Origin of the sequence: Pseudarthrobacter sp. S3 (assembly GCF_050156905.1) — a bacterium.
Classification (GTDB): Bacteria; Actinomycetota; Actinomycetes; order Actinomycetales; family Micrococcaceae; genus Arthrobacter.
The window spans coordinates 2,450,265-2,464,154 of the sequence record NZ_CP189583.1; the positions used below are offsets into that span (position 1 = coordinate 2,450,265).

17 protein-coding genes and 2 pseudogenes are annotated in these 13,890 nt (G+C 64.0%); 9 read left to right on the plus strand and 10 right to left on the minus strand.

Going from position 1 to position 13,890, the window contains the following annotated elements; all coding sequences use genetic code 11:
- The first annotated feature begins 117 nt into the window (after positions 1–117).
- The 3 genes from ACQCSV_RS11720 (at position 118) to ACQCSV_RS11730 (ending at position 1,616) form a co-directional block, all read left to right on the plus strand.
- Positions 118–516 carry an FAD-dependent monooxygenase gene (locus ACQCSV_RS11720; RefSeq protein WP_426938470.1) on the plus strand — a complete coding sequence of 133 codons (399 nt, stop codon included), beginning with the start codon at positions 118–120 and terminating at the stop codon, positions 514–516.
- A 404-nt stretch (positions 517–920) separates the two neighbouring features.
- Positions 921–1,415 (plus strand): hypothetical protein, encoded by a 495-nt coding sequence (locus ACQCSV_RS11725; protein ID WP_426938471.1) that lies wholly within the window; start codon positions 921–923, stop codon positions 1,413–1,415.
- Positions 1,416–1,433: 18 nt separating this feature from the next.
- A complete protein-coding gene (locus ACQCSV_RS11730; protein ID WP_426938472.1) occupies positions 1,434–1,616 on the plus strand; it encodes a hypothetical protein in 183 nt (60 codons plus the stop codon).
- A gap of 55 nt (positions 1,617–1,671) precedes the next feature.
- Here the strand turns inward: ACQCSV_RS11730 and ACQCSV_RS11735 are convergent, their stop codons facing one another.
- Complete coding sequence (locus ACQCSV_RS11735) at positions 1,672–2,490, minus strand: CPBP family intramembrane glutamic endopeptidase (protein WP_426938473.1); 819 nt, start codon at positions 2,488–2,490, stop codon at positions 1,672–1,674.
- A gap of 146 nt (positions 2,491–2,636) precedes the next feature.
- On the opposite strand from ACQCSV_RS11735, the pseudogene ACQCSV_RS11740 reads away from it, so the two are divergent.
- The 3 genes and pseudogenes from ACQCSV_RS11740 to ACQCSV_RS11750 all read left to right on the plus strand — a co-directional run.
- Positions 2,637–2,963: pseudogene (locus ACQCSV_RS11740) on the plus strand (DUF4383 domain-containing protein); the annotation flags it as partial.
- A gap of 150 nt (positions 2,964–3,113) precedes the next feature.
- Positions 3,114–4,643, plus strand: coding sequence for an FAD-dependent oxidoreductase (locus ACQCSV_RS11745; protein ID WP_426938474.1), 1,530 nt, complete (start codon positions 3,114–3,116; stop codon positions 4,641–4,643).
- Positions 4,644–4,798: 155 nt separating this feature from the next.
- Positions 4,799–5,386 carry an NADPH-dependent FMN reductase gene (locus ACQCSV_RS11750; RefSeq protein WP_426938475.1) on the plus strand — a complete coding sequence of 196 codons (588 nt, stop codon included), beginning with the start codon at positions 4,799–4,801 and terminating at the stop codon, positions 5,384–5,386.
- Between the two features lie 4 nt (positions 5,387–5,390).
- On the opposite strand, the gene ACQCSV_RS11755 is transcribed toward ACQCSV_RS11750, so the two are convergent.
- The 4 genes from ACQCSV_RS11755 to ACQCSV_RS11770 form a co-directional block, all read right to left on the minus strand.
- Positions 5,391–5,837: a CDP-alcohol phosphatidyltransferase family protein gene (locus ACQCSV_RS11755; protein ID WP_426938476.1), complete on the minus strand. Its 447-nt coding sequence runs from the start codon at positions 5,835–5,837 to the stop codon at positions 5,391–5,393.
- 69 nt (positions 5,838–5,906) lie between these two features.
- Positions 5,907–6,311: a VOC family protein gene (locus ACQCSV_RS11760; RefSeq protein ID WP_426938477.1), complete on the minus strand. Its 405-nt coding sequence runs from the start codon at positions 6,309–6,311 to the stop codon at positions 5,907–5,909.
- Positions 6,312–6,323: 12 nt separating this feature from the next.
- Positions 6,324–6,521: a hypothetical protein gene (locus ACQCSV_RS11765; protein WP_426938478.1), complete on the minus strand. Its 198-nt coding sequence runs from the start codon at positions 6,519–6,521 to the stop codon at positions 6,324–6,326.
- A 21-nt stretch (positions 6,522–6,542) separates the two neighbouring features.
- Positions 6,543–6,962, minus strand: coding sequence for a hypothetical protein (locus tag ACQCSV_RS11770; RefSeq protein WP_354223992.1), 420 nt, complete (start codon positions 6,960–6,962; stop codon positions 6,543–6,545).
- A gap of 629 nt (positions 6,963–7,591) precedes the next feature.
- Here ACQCSV_RS11770 and ACQCSV_RS11775 point away from each other — a divergent pair.
- The 3 genes from ACQCSV_RS11775 to ACQCSV_RS11785 are packed head-to-tail and all read left to right on the plus strand — an operon-like array spanning position 7,592 to position 9,630.
- A complete protein-coding gene (locus ACQCSV_RS11775; protein WP_354154885.1) occupies positions 7,592–8,284 on the plus strand; it encodes an MSMEG_4193 family putative phosphomutase in 693 nt (230 codons plus the stop codon).
- 24 nt (positions 8,285–8,308) lie between these two features.
- Entirely contained in the window at positions 8,309–8,863 is a 555-nt protein-coding gene (locus ACQCSV_RS11780; RefSeq protein WP_426938479.1) for a DUF3090 domain-containing protein, read from the plus strand.
- Complete coding sequence (locus ACQCSV_RS11785; protein WP_426938480.1) at positions 8,863–9,630, plus strand: SCO1664 family protein; 768 nt, start codon at positions 8,863–8,865, stop codon at positions 9,628–9,630. Before ACQCSV_RS11780 ends, ACQCSV_RS11785 begins: the two co-directional genes overlap by 1 nt.
- Positions 9,631–9,740: 110 nt before the next feature.
- Here the strand turns inward: ACQCSV_RS11785 and ACQCSV_RS11790 are convergent, their stop codons facing one another.
- The 5 genes and pseudogenes from ACQCSV_RS11790 to ACQCSV_RS11810 form a co-directional block, all read right to left on the minus strand.
- Positions 9,741–10,529: an EcsC family protein gene (locus ACQCSV_RS11790; RefSeq protein WP_426938481.1), complete on the minus strand. Its 789-nt coding sequence runs from the start codon at positions 10,527–10,529 to the stop codon at positions 9,741–9,743.
- Positions 10,530–10,729: pseudogene (locus tag ACQCSV_RS11795) on the minus strand (IS110 family transposase); the annotation flags it as partial.
- Positions 10,730–10,897: 168 nt separating this feature from the next.
- Complete coding sequence (locus ACQCSV_RS11800; RefSeq protein WP_426938482.1) at positions 10,898–11,086, minus strand: hypothetical protein; 189 nt, start codon at positions 11,084–11,086, stop codon at positions 10,898–10,900.
- A gap of 187 nt (positions 11,087–11,273) precedes the next feature.
- Positions 11,274–11,552, minus strand: coding sequence for a tyrosine-type recombinase/integrase (locus ACQCSV_RS11805; RefSeq protein ID WP_426938483.1), 279 nt, complete (start codon positions 11,550–11,552; stop codon positions 11,274–11,276).
- 102 nt (positions 11,553–11,654) lie between these two features.
- Positions 11,655–13,133 (minus strand): sialidase family protein, encoded by a 1,479-nt coding sequence (locus tag ACQCSV_RS11810; RefSeq protein WP_426938484.1) that lies wholly within the window; start codon positions 13,131–13,133, stop codon positions 11,655–11,657.
- Positions 13,134–13,890 lie beyond the last annotated feature (757 nt).

Below are 13,890 nucleotides of genomic sequence, written 5' to 3' on the forward strand. Positions count from 1 at the left end.
GAGTAAAAAGAATCCAGTTGCTGTGCCACGTCCACGACGGCCCCGCGCTTTGCAACAGATCTTGACGGACCGCATCTGCCGCAGATATTGAACCATTTCGGGTCTTGCCACCGCGGCGTGCGGGAGCTGATTGACAGGATCGAAGAAGGGGCCATTCTGCATCATGGACTGTTCGAGGCTCCGAATCTGGCGTCGTACACCACAGGAAGGACAGAGTTGGTAGGCGACGCCGCCCACGCAATGGCGCCCTTCCTTGGACGTGGGGCCTGCGAGGCCATCGTTGACGGAACCACGCTGGGTCGGTCCGCGGCACAGGCCCCCTCCGTTGAGGCAGGACTTGCGGCGTTCGACAAGGAACGCCGGGCACGGACTCAGCGGCTGGTGTTGGCCTCACGCCTGATGGGCCGATTCGCCATGCTGGATGCCGGCTCAGGAATCCGCAACGCCGCGGTTGGTGCCGCCGGCCGGCTGGTGAAGCTCCGGCCACAGCGGGATCCCCCGCTCCCCCGCCGCTAAGGGGCGTCAGTCACGCGAGCGGGTGCCCCAGACAGCCTCGTAAACGGCCCGGAGCTGGGCGATCGTTAAGTCCCGCTGAACTTATCCACGAGTCTGGTCAGTCCGATTCACATGTGCTGTGCTGTTGACAACGAAGCAAGGCGTCAGGAGGCGAGGCGATGGCTTCCATGGATGGAACCGTGGCATTGGTGACAGGCGCGGCCGGCGGTTTGGGGAGCGCTGTGGCTACTGGCCTTGCCCGCGAAGGTGCTGTGGTGGTTGTGGTGGGCGCTCAACAACCCGGGCGGAAGAAGCGATGCAAGGCATCCGCCGGCTCGTTCCTGGTGCCCTGCTTGAGCCGCTGGTTTGTGACCTCTCTGTCCAGTCCTCGATCCATACGGCAGCGGGAGACTTCCTGTCCCGCCATGACAGGGGGTAACGCCGGAACCGGGTCCGGACCTGCCGCATCGCAGCGTGTATCCCGCATCGTTAACATCGCGTCCAGATACGGCAATGCCAAGCTGAACTTCTACGACCTCCAGACAGCGAACGGAACGTACACCTATCTTCGCTCGACGCCGCCCACCATGCTCGCCCGTGTTCTCCTCACCCAGGAGTTCGCTGAGCGACTGCGCGGCTCAGGCGTGGTCGCCAATGCCGTTCATCCGGGACCGGTCAAGAACACTTCGCTCCTGATGGATGTTGGAGGGCCTTTCCGCTGGATCACTAACACCTTTGGCGCACCTGCCGGCAACGCAGCGGATACACCGATCTGGCTCGCCACGTCACTCGAAACAGCGGGAGTCTCCGGACAGCTATGGGCCAAGCGCAAGGAGCTTCCGACGCCCGGCATGGGATCGGACCCCGAAGCCCGGAAGCGCTTGTGGGACGCGTGCGCGCACTTGGCCGGGATGCCATGATGTAGCGCTCCCAGCGGGTTGTACTTCCGACGCTGCGTTGCCCGCCTGCCGGCAGCAGGCGAAATCATCGACTGCTCCTATTACAACCGTTCCGGCGTCGAACGCGCCATGGGATTCTGCACGGAGGATCAAGACCACAGCTTCCTCAGCCAGCCCCGGCCTTCGATCAGGTCCTCACCAACGATGGCATCGACGTCGTGAGCTGAACCTGACAGCCTGATTGGTGCCTCCGCCGCACGCATTTTCGAGAGCGGCCTCAATACAGGAAGATCGGCAGCCAGTCGCGGTTGTGCGCGTGCACCAGCGCGAGGAACAGTACGAAGTCGAAGACCAGGTGCACCGTCACCACATAGGTGAACGACTTGGTCAGCTTGAAGGTGTAGCCCTGCAGCAGCGCGAACGGGAACGTCAGCAGCGGACCCCAGGCCATGTACCCGATCTCCCAAAGGAACGACGAGAAGACCACGGCTTGCAGGATATTGGCGAGCCAGTCCGGAAAGTGCCGCCGCAGCAGGGTGAAGGTGGTGCAGATGAAGAACAGCTCGTCCCAAATTCCGACAGCGTTGACGCCAAGAAACAGCCGCCAGAAAATGGTGGGGTCGGACGCGTCCGGCCAGTTCTGATACACGTCCGTGCGGATCAGGTAGACCGGCAGAATCAAGTAACCGAGGGCCACAACAGCGATCAGATACAGCTTCGCTGACAAAGGCCATTTACGGCCCGTGTTCACCGGAAATTTGATGATCTTCTCGCGGTAGACGAAACGGGACACCAGCCACGGCACCACCACGGCCAGCGCAAGGGCACTACCCATCAGCGTCATGTGCGGGATGCTCAAGTCAGCGTTCAGCGGAACCAGGCTGATGATCACCATTCCCGCCGCAACCAGAGCCAGGTGCCGCACGAATTCGCTGTCGATCAGCGCGGCGGTGACCAGGCTCAACGCGAGCACGCTGTAGCCCACGGGCTCATTCTCGACGCCGAATAACAGCACTCCGGACGCTGAGAGGAGCACCGCAGGGACCAGCTTCCAGCTGAGCACAGTGCGGGGTGGCTGTGTCGAGGCTAAGGTCACCCCACCAGCATGTCAGCGACGGTGAGCACTGGAAAAGATGGCCGCGGCAAGCCTTTGCTTTCCAGGGCTCCGGTCACCGACCATCCGAGGCCTCGAAGGCACTGTTTCCCCTGCACACACGGGGTTTCAGGAGTACGATATGGGCGTTCGCGGGACATGAGTCCGGGGCCATGCTCCTTGGCGTCTTCCAAGTGTCAGTGCTGCACAACATCGTGCATTTGCTGTTCGGTGTGGCTGGCATCGTTATGGCCCGGACAAACCCGATGGCCCGCTGGTTCCTGCTCGGCGGCGGCATCGTGTACCTGTTGCTGTGGATCTACGGCCTGGTCATCGACATGAACGCGGCTGCCAACTTCGTCCCGTTCAACACTGCTGACAACTGGCTGCACCTGGTTCTGGGCCTCGGCATGATCGGCTTGGGCCTCTGGCTCGGCAGGGATGCCATGGCGAAGATGAGGGGAAGCACCCCATAGCGCCACGGTTCGTGGAAAACCGACGATGGCGGCCGTCCCCCGGGCGCGAAATCCTCGGGACGGCCCGCCGTCGCCTCCCTCGGCGTCGGCTGCTGCTGACGCAGCCTTAACACAGCCGAGCAGTACACCGGGTGATCCTGAGGTGACGCAGTGAATGACGCATCGAACAGTGGACGGCCTGAAGGTGAATCCCGCTCCCTCTGGGTCGCCACCGCCGGAACCACCGATTATCCGGTCCAGCGCGGGGATCTGGAGGTGGACGTCGCGGTCATCGGGGCCGGCATCGCTGGGCTGACCGCCGCGTTAGCGCTCAAACGCACCGCCCTGACCGTTGCGGTCATCGAGACCGCACGCGTCGGAACCGGCGTCACCGGCCACACCACGGGCAAGGTCACCTCCCTTCACCGCCTGGCGTACACGGACCTTGCACGCCGACACGGCGACGACACCGCCCGCACCTACGGGCAGGCCAACCAGTCCGCAGTCGAATACGTCGCGCAATTAGTGGCCGAGGAAGCCATCGACTGTGACTTCCGCAGAGTTGCCAACTACACCTACGCCGAAACCGACAACGCGCTCGACCTCGTCCGCGTCGAAGCCAACCTGGCAGCGAGGCTCGGCCTGCCCGCCTCCTTCACCACCGAGGTACCGCTGCCCTTCCCGGTCAAGGGTGCTGTCCGCTTCGACGGACAGGCGCAAATCCATGCCGTGAAATACCTCCAGGGGCTCGCCCGCGTGGTTGATGGTGAAGGCAGCTTCGTGTTCGAGCAGACCCGGGCCCAGCGAATCCACGACGGCTCCCCGGCCGTCGTCGATACCGAACAGGGCACCGTCCGGGCCCGCAACATCATCGTCGCCACGAATGTGCCGTTCGGCGGCCAGGGCCTGTTCTACCTGCGGTGTCATCCGCACCGCTCCTACATTGTCGCCGGACGCGTGGACACCCCACCGCTGGACGCCACGTTCATCAGCGTCGACGAACCGATGCGGTCCATTCTGACCGCGAGCGCCAGTGGCACCAGCTATATGCTTACCGGCGGCGAGGGCCACCGCGTATCGGAGTCCGGCGACACAGCCGCGCGGTACCGCAGACTCGCAGCCTTCGCCCACGACCGCCTCGGCGTGGACAAGGTCGCCTACCGCTGGTCAACACAGGACGGCATGCCGCTCGACGGGCTGCCCTACGCCGGCCTTATGTCCCCCACCGCCAAACATGTGTACGTCATCACCGGTCTGCGCAAATGGGGCTTGTCCAACGGAACCGCGGCCGCGCTCATTCTCGCTGACACCCTCAACGGCCGGGAGAACCCTTGGGCCTCGGTGTTCAACAGCAACCGTATTACCCCGCAGGCCAGCGCGAGACGTTTCATGAAGGAGAACGTCAAGACCGTGGCCGCGGTCCTGGCCGGCAAACTCCGCGGCCGGCCCGGCCACACGGAGCTGTCGCCGGGTGAGGGGAAAGTCATGACCGTCAACGGCGAGAGCACTGCCGTCTACAAAGACGCAGACGGGCAGGTCCACGCCGTCTCCGCCACCTGCACACACCTTGGCTGCACCGTCGGCTTCAACACCGCCGACGCCACCTGGGACTGCCCCTGCCACGGCTCCCGATTCACCCCCGAGGGCACCGTCATCCAGGGGCCGGCCGCCAAGAACCTCCCACCCGCACAGATGCCTTGATCGCACAGAGTCCGAGGAAATGGCATCGCTTCTCGCCTACCTCGCCAGCGACGTCGACGCAATGATCACCGGTGCAAACGTCCTCATCGGAAGCTTCCCGGCACCTGGAGTGTTGTTTGGATAGGGGCAGTTTCGTTGACGAAAGGGTTTCTGCCATGATCCGGATTGCAATTGTGCTGGGGAGCACTAGACCCTCACGGCTGGGGAAGGCGGTGGCTGACTGGGTATACTCGCGGGCCCTGGAACGTACCGACGCGAGCTTCGGTTTCCTGGACGTCGCTGACTTCGATCTCCCCCTGCTGGATGAGCCCAGACCGCCGTCACAGGGCCAATACAGCCACATGCACACAAAGTCCTGGTCCCAGGCTGTGGGCCGCTTTGACGGCTACATCTTTGTCACGGGCGAGTATAACCATTCCATTCCGGCGGCCCTGAAGAACGCCCTCGACTATCTCTACCTGGAGTGGAACAACAAGTCAGCGGCCTTCGTAAGTTATGGCAGTGCCGGTGGCGTCCGGGCTGTGGAACATCTGCGTGCGGTGGCAGGTGAGCTGCAACTGGCCGATGTGCGGGCACAAGTGGCCCTGAACCTGGCAACGGAGTTTGAAAATTACCGTATATTCAAGCCCTCGGAGGCGGCAGAGAAAAGATTGCCGGCGGTGTTCGACCAGGTCATCGCCTGGGCAGGGGCCCTGAAAGTGCTTCGTCCCGTTCCGGTAGTTTCCGCCTCCCCCGCCGTATAAGCGGTCAACGGAAAAGGGGACGCCGCACTTTGGCGGCAGGAGATCCGGCCCCGCGGCCGCGCTCCAGCTCGACGACGTCGCAGGTGAAGGAGAACACAAGCAGCGCGAGGGCCCAGGCGAGGGCCGTTGCAGCAAAAGCCGGGGGTACCCCCGGGACAAGCGCCAGAAGCAGTGCGAACGGCTGGAAGGCGCCGATTGCCTTCCGCGCTGCGCTCGCCGGGAGGCTTCCGCGAAGGTGGGGCCGGAAGTAGCCGGCGGCCTGAAAAACGTAGTAGGCGGCTCCGATACAAATGGTCCAGAAGCCGATGGCGGCCGCAGTTACGAACGATAGAACCAGCACCAGAGCGGCATCCGTGCTGGTGTCCAGGCGTGCTCCCGCCGCTGATGCTGTGCCGGTACGCCGGGCGACCGGACCGTCGACGGCGTCGAGAATGAAAGCAGCGCACCCCACGACGACGAGGAGAGGGTCCGCCGGGCGCCCAGTGAACAGCCCCGGTACATGCAAGCCCGGATGCCGGGCCTACCAGGCGGACAGCGCTTCGAATCTGACTGTCAGTGACCCGGCGTCATCCCGGGGTGAGAACGCAGAACTCGTTGCCCTCCGGGTCGGCGAGGCACACCCATGAACCATCGCCTTGGCCGCCGTCGGCGTACGTGGCGCCCAGAGCCCGCAGCCGGGCCACTTCTGCCGCTTCCCCGCATGATCGTCGTTCACCTCGTGCAGGGTCCAATCCGTAGCCTCGCCCCAGAACCGGGCCATGGCCCGCAGGTCCGCGCAGTCGACCACCACAGTGGCGATCGGCCCCGTATCCCGGTAGATCGGTCGCGGCTCCAGCACACAGAACACATGTCCCTCCGGGTCGGCCAGGACCGTCCACGGCACATCACCCTGGCCCACGTCGGCAGGCGTCGCACCGAGTTCCAACAGGCGCGCGACCTACTCCGCCTTATGGGCCGCAGAGGTGGTGGCGAGATCGAGGTGCGCGCAGTACATCACCGTCTCGGGGTCCGGGACGGCGACGACACCTACGCAGAACGCGACCGGCCAGACGAAGACCACGGGCTCAACATTGGTCACTCCGGTTCCTTCGCTGGAAACACCCCCGCCGAGGGCCTCCGGTGCGAACAGGCTCACGATGGCACCCCCTATCGGCACTCACGATCGCGGCCTGGTGTCGGGAAGGAGCCCTCCTATGAGTCCCGCCAGGGCTGCCGGAAGGGCGATAAGACCGGTGATCTGTGGAATCAGAGATGGGGGCGTCATGATCATGGTAGCCATGCCCACCAGCACTGCCGGCGAGGCAACGCAGATCGTCACCCAAAGCGGGTTACCGCGGACCTGCGACCATATTGCTGCTGCAAGCGATATGGCAGACCCGGCGAGCATTAGCAGCCTGCCAACGCGCAACCGCTCTATGAACTCCGGGACCGGCGTGTAGATGAAGAATGCTGTCCGTTCTAGGGCAATCCCTGTGACGACGATGGAGACAACGACCAAAACCGCCCAGGGCAGTGATCTTGCCCTCCACCACCGGCGAACGACGTAGCGTTCGTTGCCGTTCTGCGAACTCGTCACAGGGCGAGCCTAGCGGGCCTCTCAGCTTCACGCAGCACCCAGTGCATTCTCCTCGCCCGCCAGGCCGCCCGCCGGCCACGGGAGTCGACGTGACTCATCTCCAAGAATGCGCCGAGAGGTCGGGTCTGGGGTAGCAATCAGCATGATCGGAACCGAGTAGTCATTGGCCGCCGTCTTTCCGGTTCAATGGTTCGGTGGCGCCCACGATACTCGCGCTGAGACATTGGGGACAAGGGGTGCTCGTTGCCTCCTGAAACGTCGTTCGGTCGGAGTTGTATCGGCCCCCGGTTGTCGCCTCGACCCTCCCACGCGCCCACCGTCGGTCACCCCGTCGTGCGGTCCTTTGAACCTGGGGAGGACCGGTTCTACGAGCACACCACGAGGAAGCTATTCCGCGGCCCGCGACTTCCGGATCCTCAGTCCAGACCATCGGAGCAGCCGGCACCTGCACCGGCAGACAAGGTACCGGCACACTGGCGAGAGCGTATACACCGGCAACCGCGGATCCAGAACCAACCGCACTGACGCCGGGATCCGGCGAAAGCTGAAGGGCGCGCCTGGTTCCGTGCAACAGCAAATTCCAAAGTGTGGGCAAACACAGCCATCGGGCGGACGGTTAGGCTGGGTGGATGGCGACAGTTATTCTCGTGCGGCACGGCCGCACCACAGCCAATGCCACTGGACTGCTGGCCGGGCGGGCCTCCGGTGTCAGCCTGGACCAGATCGGGCGTGAGCAGGCGGCTTTGACCGGAGAGCGGCTCGCGGCCGTGCCCGTAGTTGGGGTGGTATCGAGCCCTCTCGAGCGTTGTCAGCAGACCGCCCAGCTCATCCTTGATCGCCAGGCTGGCGCTCCGTACGCGCCGTTGGAATCCGATCTTACCGAGTGCGATTACGGCCAGTGGCAGGGCCGCACGCTCAGTGATCTCGCAACCGAAGATCTGTGGTCGGCCGTGCAGTCACAGCCGTCCGCCGTCATCTTTCCCGGCGGTGAATCCATGGCCGCGATGCAGGCTCGGTCGGTGGCAGCGATTCGACGCCACGATGCAGCCTTTGAAGCCGAGTACGGGACGGGGGCCGTGTGGGTGGCGGTGAGTCACGGTGACATCATCAAGTCAATCCTCGCCGACGCGCTCGGCATGCATCTCGACCTGTTCCAGCGTATTAACGTGGGCCCTGCCTCCGTATCGATCGTGCACTACGGCGCGCGCCGGCCGAGCGTCTACGCGACCAACACCGACGCGGGGGATCTGTCATGGCTGTCGAACGGCCTCAACCCTGGCGATGCGCCGGTGGGTGGCGGTGCAGGGCAGAAGGCCACATGAACCTCATGTGCCTAGAATACTCATATGCCTACACGTGTTCACGAGTTTGCCTGGCCTGATCGGGTCGTCGTTGGCACCATTGGCCTTCCGGGGGCGCGAACGTTCTACCTGCAGGTGCGCGCAGGGACCCAGATCACAAGTATTGCCCTGGAGAAGCAGCAGTCGGCTCTGCTCGCAGAGAAGGTCGACGAATTGCTCGACCAGCTTCTCGCCGTCGAGGGCAACCCCCACAGCATTCCCACGAGTACTCCGATCGAACTCGTCGACAATGACCAGCTCGAGGCCGTTACGGAGCAGTTTCGGACCGGCGCCATGAGCCTGGGTTGGGACCCCGCGACGGCGCAGGTCTTAATAGAGGCCTACCCGATCACCGATGTCGACCCTGACAGCAACGACGAGTCGCTTGATAAGGACGACGCTGACGTGCCCGAAATGCTGCTGGTGCGGATGCCGGTTGGCACCGCGCGCGCATTCGCTAAGCGCACGCGTGAGGTTGTGGGCGCCGGGCGTCCCGCATGCCCGCTCTGCGGCTACCCCGTAGACGCCGACGGGCACGTCTGCACCCTGCCCGAGGTCTGATGCCGGCGTCCGACCTGCTGACTGCCGAGCTGACGCTTACCGGCCGTATCACGACGGCGTCGAACGCCACCTTCCTGGGCAGCATCGGCGACACGAAAGTCGTCTATAAGCCGATAGCAGGGGAGAAACCGCTGTGGGATTTTCCCGACGGCTTCCTTGCCCACCGGGAGGTTGCCGCCTACCTGGTTTCGGAGGTCCTCGGCTGGAACGTGGTGCCACGCACCTGGCTGCGCGATGGTCCGTTCGGCGAAGGGATGGTGCAGCTGTGGCAGGAGACAGACTCCGACCAGAACGCGGTGGACCTCGTTGCGTCGGACGACGTACCGGAGATCGGCTGGAAACACGTCCTCGAGGGCCAGGATGAGAACGGCCGGACGGTCGCCCTCATACACGAGGACTCTCCGGCGCTCAGACGCATGGCGGTGTTCGACGTCGTCGTGAACAACGCCGACCGCAAAGGCGATCACATCCTTGCCATGTCAGACGGACACCGGCATGGCGTGGACCATGGGCTCACCTTTCACCGTGACCACAAGCTGCGCACGGTGCTGTGGGGGTGGCTGGGAGACGCCCTGACCGTCGAGGAACTCGAGGGCATCAATCGTGTCAGCGAAGGACTGAACGGTGAGCTGGGCCGAAACCTGGCGAACCTGCTCAGCGCCGAAGAAATTGCGTCGCTTGCCGCGCGCTGCGCCCGGTTGCGCTTGGCGCGTCGGTTCCCAGCTCCGAGCGGTGAGATGTCGGCGGTGCCCTGGCCGCTGTTCTAAGGGAATTACGGCTACGGGCTTCGCAGCATGCTTGAAGGCCGGAACGGTTACTGTCCAGGACTTGCGGGGGATGCCAGCAGGGGAGCTGAGACCGACACAGCTGCCCTTGCCTAAGGGGCCTCCGCGGACGGCTCGCTGTCTGAATGGGTTGCGAGCGCGGCTGGCAGCGGCAACCCATACTTCTCGCACAGGAATCGGGTCTGGCAGTACCGCTGTGCGTCGGCGGCTACATTGCCGAGGACCGCTGAGTTCATACCGGCACCAATGAGGATGCCCACGAACGGCACCACCTTTGCAACGTTCTGAACCGGAACCTTGGAGCCGGCAGGACCAAGGTGCTGCAGTAACTTGTCAAGGGCGGCCAGCAGACGGTGGTCGGCGCGGAGTTTGTCGGACCACCGAACACGTCCATTGATCGCTTCGGCTGCACGGGCGACTTCACGCAGCGGCGCGACCTTGGCTGCTTGCGCCACGAATGACCGGCGTACCAGGCGTTGGATGAAGATCTGCTCATTGGGGTCTTTTGCGTCGTAGCCGTAGGAGTACGCGATCCGCGATGCAATCGATGTGCTCAAGACTTGGATGACAAGAATGTCCGCTGTCATCGCGACAGGGATCCCGGCCACGGGAGTCAGAGCCAGCACACCCATCGTCCCACCTTCCAGCGCGCCAGCTGTCCGCCACGTCAGGGTGTTGAATTTCAGCAGCCGGTCGCAAACCTTGAGGTCGTGCTGCCGCAGTTCGGTAAAACTGTTGAGGTCCAGACCTCGCTTGCGGGCGAGCTTCTCAACGCCCTCAGGGTCGTTGAGCTCCATAGCCCAGTCGTTGACCAGCTCGAGAAGCGCTGCCGCGCCGGCGATTGCGGCGCGGGGAACAGGGCAGGCCGTTCGGGTTGGCATCTATCCGGTTGCCGTGAGGGGCTCGATGGTGACTTTGTAGCCCAGGGCTTCGAGTTGTCCGATCGCGCGAGCCTTGGTTTTCGCGGGTGCGCGCCGGGTGAAGTAATCGGCTCCCGGGGTCATTGTAGAGTTCGCCGGTGGCGAGCATGTGCCAGGCCGGTGAGCATGACGTGTTCGACCGCGACGAGTGCCTTGACGGGTCAGCGACGGAACGCGATGCTCCGGGGTGCGCTGGCGGCGTTGGTCGAAAGGCAAGCTGATCGATTTGGGGCGCGAGCCTAGGGATTTCGACATCGTAGAAACTCCCACGGCCTTCTATGAGGAGCGCAACAAGGAACTCCAAGAAAGGATGGAGCGGCGGCGGCAAGCTACGAGTAAATGATGAACGCCTCGTAAATGATTCTGGGACCCGTCCGGCTGCGTTGGTCCGGCACCACGATAGTGACCACCTGGACGCTCACCTGGCCTGATTCGTAGTTTTTGATGACCCCGTTCACGTGGTCGGTTAGAAACTTGGCCGAATCGACGGGTGGGATGTGTTCCATCTTTGCCGTCATTGCTGGGCTCCTAGCTGGGGTAGTTCCTCCCCATGGTCATATGCTCCAACCCCAACGGTTCAGCGACAACCCTAGGCCGAAGAATTTTCTACACGACAGTGGACGAAATCAATGCCTGATGCAGACAGACTCGACACGGACGAGGCTCACAGGATTCTGCCCCGTCCCGCTTCGAGGGGAGCCGAGCCTACGCCAGCGACCGCGCCACGTAATAGCCGGCCGGCTTCGCCAGCCCGTACAGCGACCGGTCGTACCGGCGGGTGGTGCGCGGATCCGCCTGCCCCAGGCTGTCCTGCAAATCATGCGGGGCCATCCCGTTGTCCAGAGCGATCGTCGCGAAGGTGCGCAGGCTGTGCGGACTGGAAGGGGCCGTCCCTGCGCGATCGAAGAGGATGTGGCACGCCAGACCCGCCCCGAGGTCACCGTCAGGGTCCATCTTGATCTCATAACTGACTCTGGGGTCCACTGGTTCTATGCTGGGCGAGAGCTCGAGGTCGACATCAGGATGACGACCGTGCGGCTTGAGTCCTTAGCCTTGGCCGGTGCCTGCCGTGTGCGGGCGGCTCGCCTACGGCGCGATGACCGTGAACACGGCGTCGGTGCGGTTGGACGTGTTCGCGTCGTTGGCCCGCATGGACAGCGACGCGAACGACGAGCCGACGGGGGCCAGACCGACGTAGTCGCCCACGAAGAACCCGCGGGCCACGGGCGCCGTCATCATGTCGAATGGGCCGTGCACGTGCGTCTCGTCCCCGAGCGCAAGAGTGCCCACTGGGGAGGAGGTGAACCAGTAGTCCGTGGGAAGCGTGCTCGTGTTCCCCACGGTGAGGTTCCGGAAGTCGTAGTATGCGACGCCGACCTTGCCGCCGGCGACGCGGACGCTCGGGGTGAACGCCGGGACGCCCTTCGGCGTGTTGGCCTGCGCTGGCGCGCTCCAGGTCGCGCCGCCGTCAGTCGACGTCGAGATCGCGACCTCATCGTAGTGCCCGCCGTTGAACCGTGAGTCCTGCCACACGACGTAGAGCTGCCCGGTGGCCGGGTCGACAGCTGGCTCTGGGATGATGTCCCCGGTCCGAACGGCCGCACCCGTGTTGGGGTCGGTGACGCCCACGGTGTTGAGCTTCGCGATGACCTGCGGGGCCGTCCAACTGGCGCCCCCGTCCGTGGACTTGGTGTAGGCCACGTTGAGCCCGTGCAGCTTGTCGATACCGTTCTTGCCCGCGCCCAGGATGAGGTCGAAGAAGTTGTACAGCGTCCCGTCCGGGCCGACAACGATCTGGTTGCCGATGGTCTGCTGCTTGTTGCCGGTGTGCACGATGACCGTCGGCGGGCTCCACGTGGCGCCTGAGTCCGTCGTCTTAGAGAAGAGCGTTGGTCCCTTGTAGGCGGACGCATGGGCCGTCGCCCGTGGGTTATCGGTCGGTGAAACGAGCCGGTCCCACACTGCGTAGGCCGTGCCCGGGATCAAGGGGTCAGCAGTGACGGACTCCTTGTCGTTGAAGAACTGTGGAGACCCGAGGTCTTCGATCAGGGTCTTCGGCGCAGTCCATGTTGCTCCGCCGTCGTGAGAGGTCGAGGCGAGAACGGCATTATCGTAGCCGACGCCTTGGAACGAGATGGATACCGAGTATGCTGTGCCGTCCGGTCCTATCGAGACCCACGGGTCCGAGGCACGGTCGTAGCGGGAAGGTCCGCCCGCGGCGCAGGCCGAGAACGGCTGGGCTACCGTGTTCCAGGTCGCGCCCCCGTTCCTCGAGTAACCGGCCACGAGACCGCGCGCGCCGCCGTCGGACCAGCGGTCCTGCTGCCACACGCCGATGATGTTGTTGGAGTAGGCCGGATTGACGGCGACCCACGGCTCGACCTCGGCGTTCGGGTAGTTCACGGCGCCGGGAGCGGAGCCCAACGTGCAGGCCGAGAACGGGCTGGCCCCGCTTGCAACGACCAGGGGGCTGAGCGTCGCGGCGGAGGCTCCGGACATGTTGAGCAGTAGCGCGGCCGGCAGCATTGTGAGAAGTGCGGCTCGGCGCAGGCGTCTGGCGATCATTGGGTTCTCCTATAAGGGTGGGGGTGCTGGGTGCGGGTGCAGGTGCGGGTGCGGGGTCCGCTACTGGCCTGTGCGTTCCGGGAAAGTCCAGCTCACGAGGTCATCGAGCGGCTCGACCTCGAACGCGGAGGGCCGGCCGCGACGGCCTCGGCGAACCCGAGGCTCGCGCTCATAAGTAAATTGCGGCGGTCAAGGAGCCTTTCCTCTCTTGATTCCGCACCGGGCGCTCCGTCCGAGCAGGAATATGGCCCGCGTCACAATGAACTCGGCAACCGAGACTCAGCATGACGGCCGGATCCGTTGACGCCCAGCGCTTTCCGGATTCGGCGCCCCGGCGGTGCGGTATCTATAGCGATTGGGGGATTGCGCACAGACACGGCGTCCTTTTCTTCTGCCAAGTCGCGGGCGTCCCAGCGCCAAACCGTGAAATGATCCGTTATTGAGGAATTTGGGAATTCACGCTAGCAACGGCATGAATTCAGTGCTTCTTAGATTGGCCCGACAGTTGGATGCTGTCAATACGGTACGGTTGCCCCGGCGCATCTCCCTGATCTTCGCGCGCTCCTGATGTCCAGGATCACTTCTGCCAGGCGAGAGAATTCACGGCACTCGCCCAATCATCAGGCGCTCTCGCTCGCTTGATTCTCATTTTCAACAAGTCCTCTAGATTGACCTTTCAGTTGGAAATAGCCATTGCGGCGCGACTTCGCCTTGCCGCACACGTCTGCGTCCTCGGGTGATCGAGGCCCAGCGAGGT

Coding starts and splice junctions, on each gene's coding strand:
- ACQCSV_RS11790 (WP_426938481.1), bottom strand. CDS start 10,529: ATGCCAACCCGAACGGCCTGCCCTGTTCCCCGCGCCGCAATCGCCGGC.
- ACQCSV_RS11785 (WP_426938480.1), top strand. CDS start 8,863: ATGCCGGCGTCCGACCTGCTGACTGCCGAGCTGACGCTTACCGGCCGT.
- ACQCSV_RS11750 (WP_426938475.1), top strand. CDS start 4,799: ATGATCCGGATTGCAATTGTGCTGGGGAGCACTAGACCCTCACGGCTG.
- ACQCSV_RS11780 (WP_426938479.1), top strand. CDS start 8,309: ATGCCTACACGTGTTCACGAGTTTGCCTGGCCTGATCGGGTCGTCGTT.
- ACQCSV_RS11775 (WP_354154885.1), top strand. CDS start 7,592: ATGGCGACAGTTATTCTCGTGCGGCACGGCCGCACCACAGCCAATGCC.
- ACQCSV_RS11725 (WP_426938471.1), top strand. CDS start 921: ATGACAGGGGGTAACGCCGGAACCGGGTCCGGACCTGCCGCATCGCAG.
- ACQCSV_RS11800 (WP_426938482.1), bottom strand. CDS start 11,086: ATGACGGCAAAGATGGAACACATCCCACCCGTCGATTCGGCCAAGTTT.
- ACQCSV_RS11810 (WP_426938484.1), bottom strand. CDS start 13,133: ATGATCGCCAGACGCCTGCGCCGAGCCGCACTTCTCACAATGCTGCCG.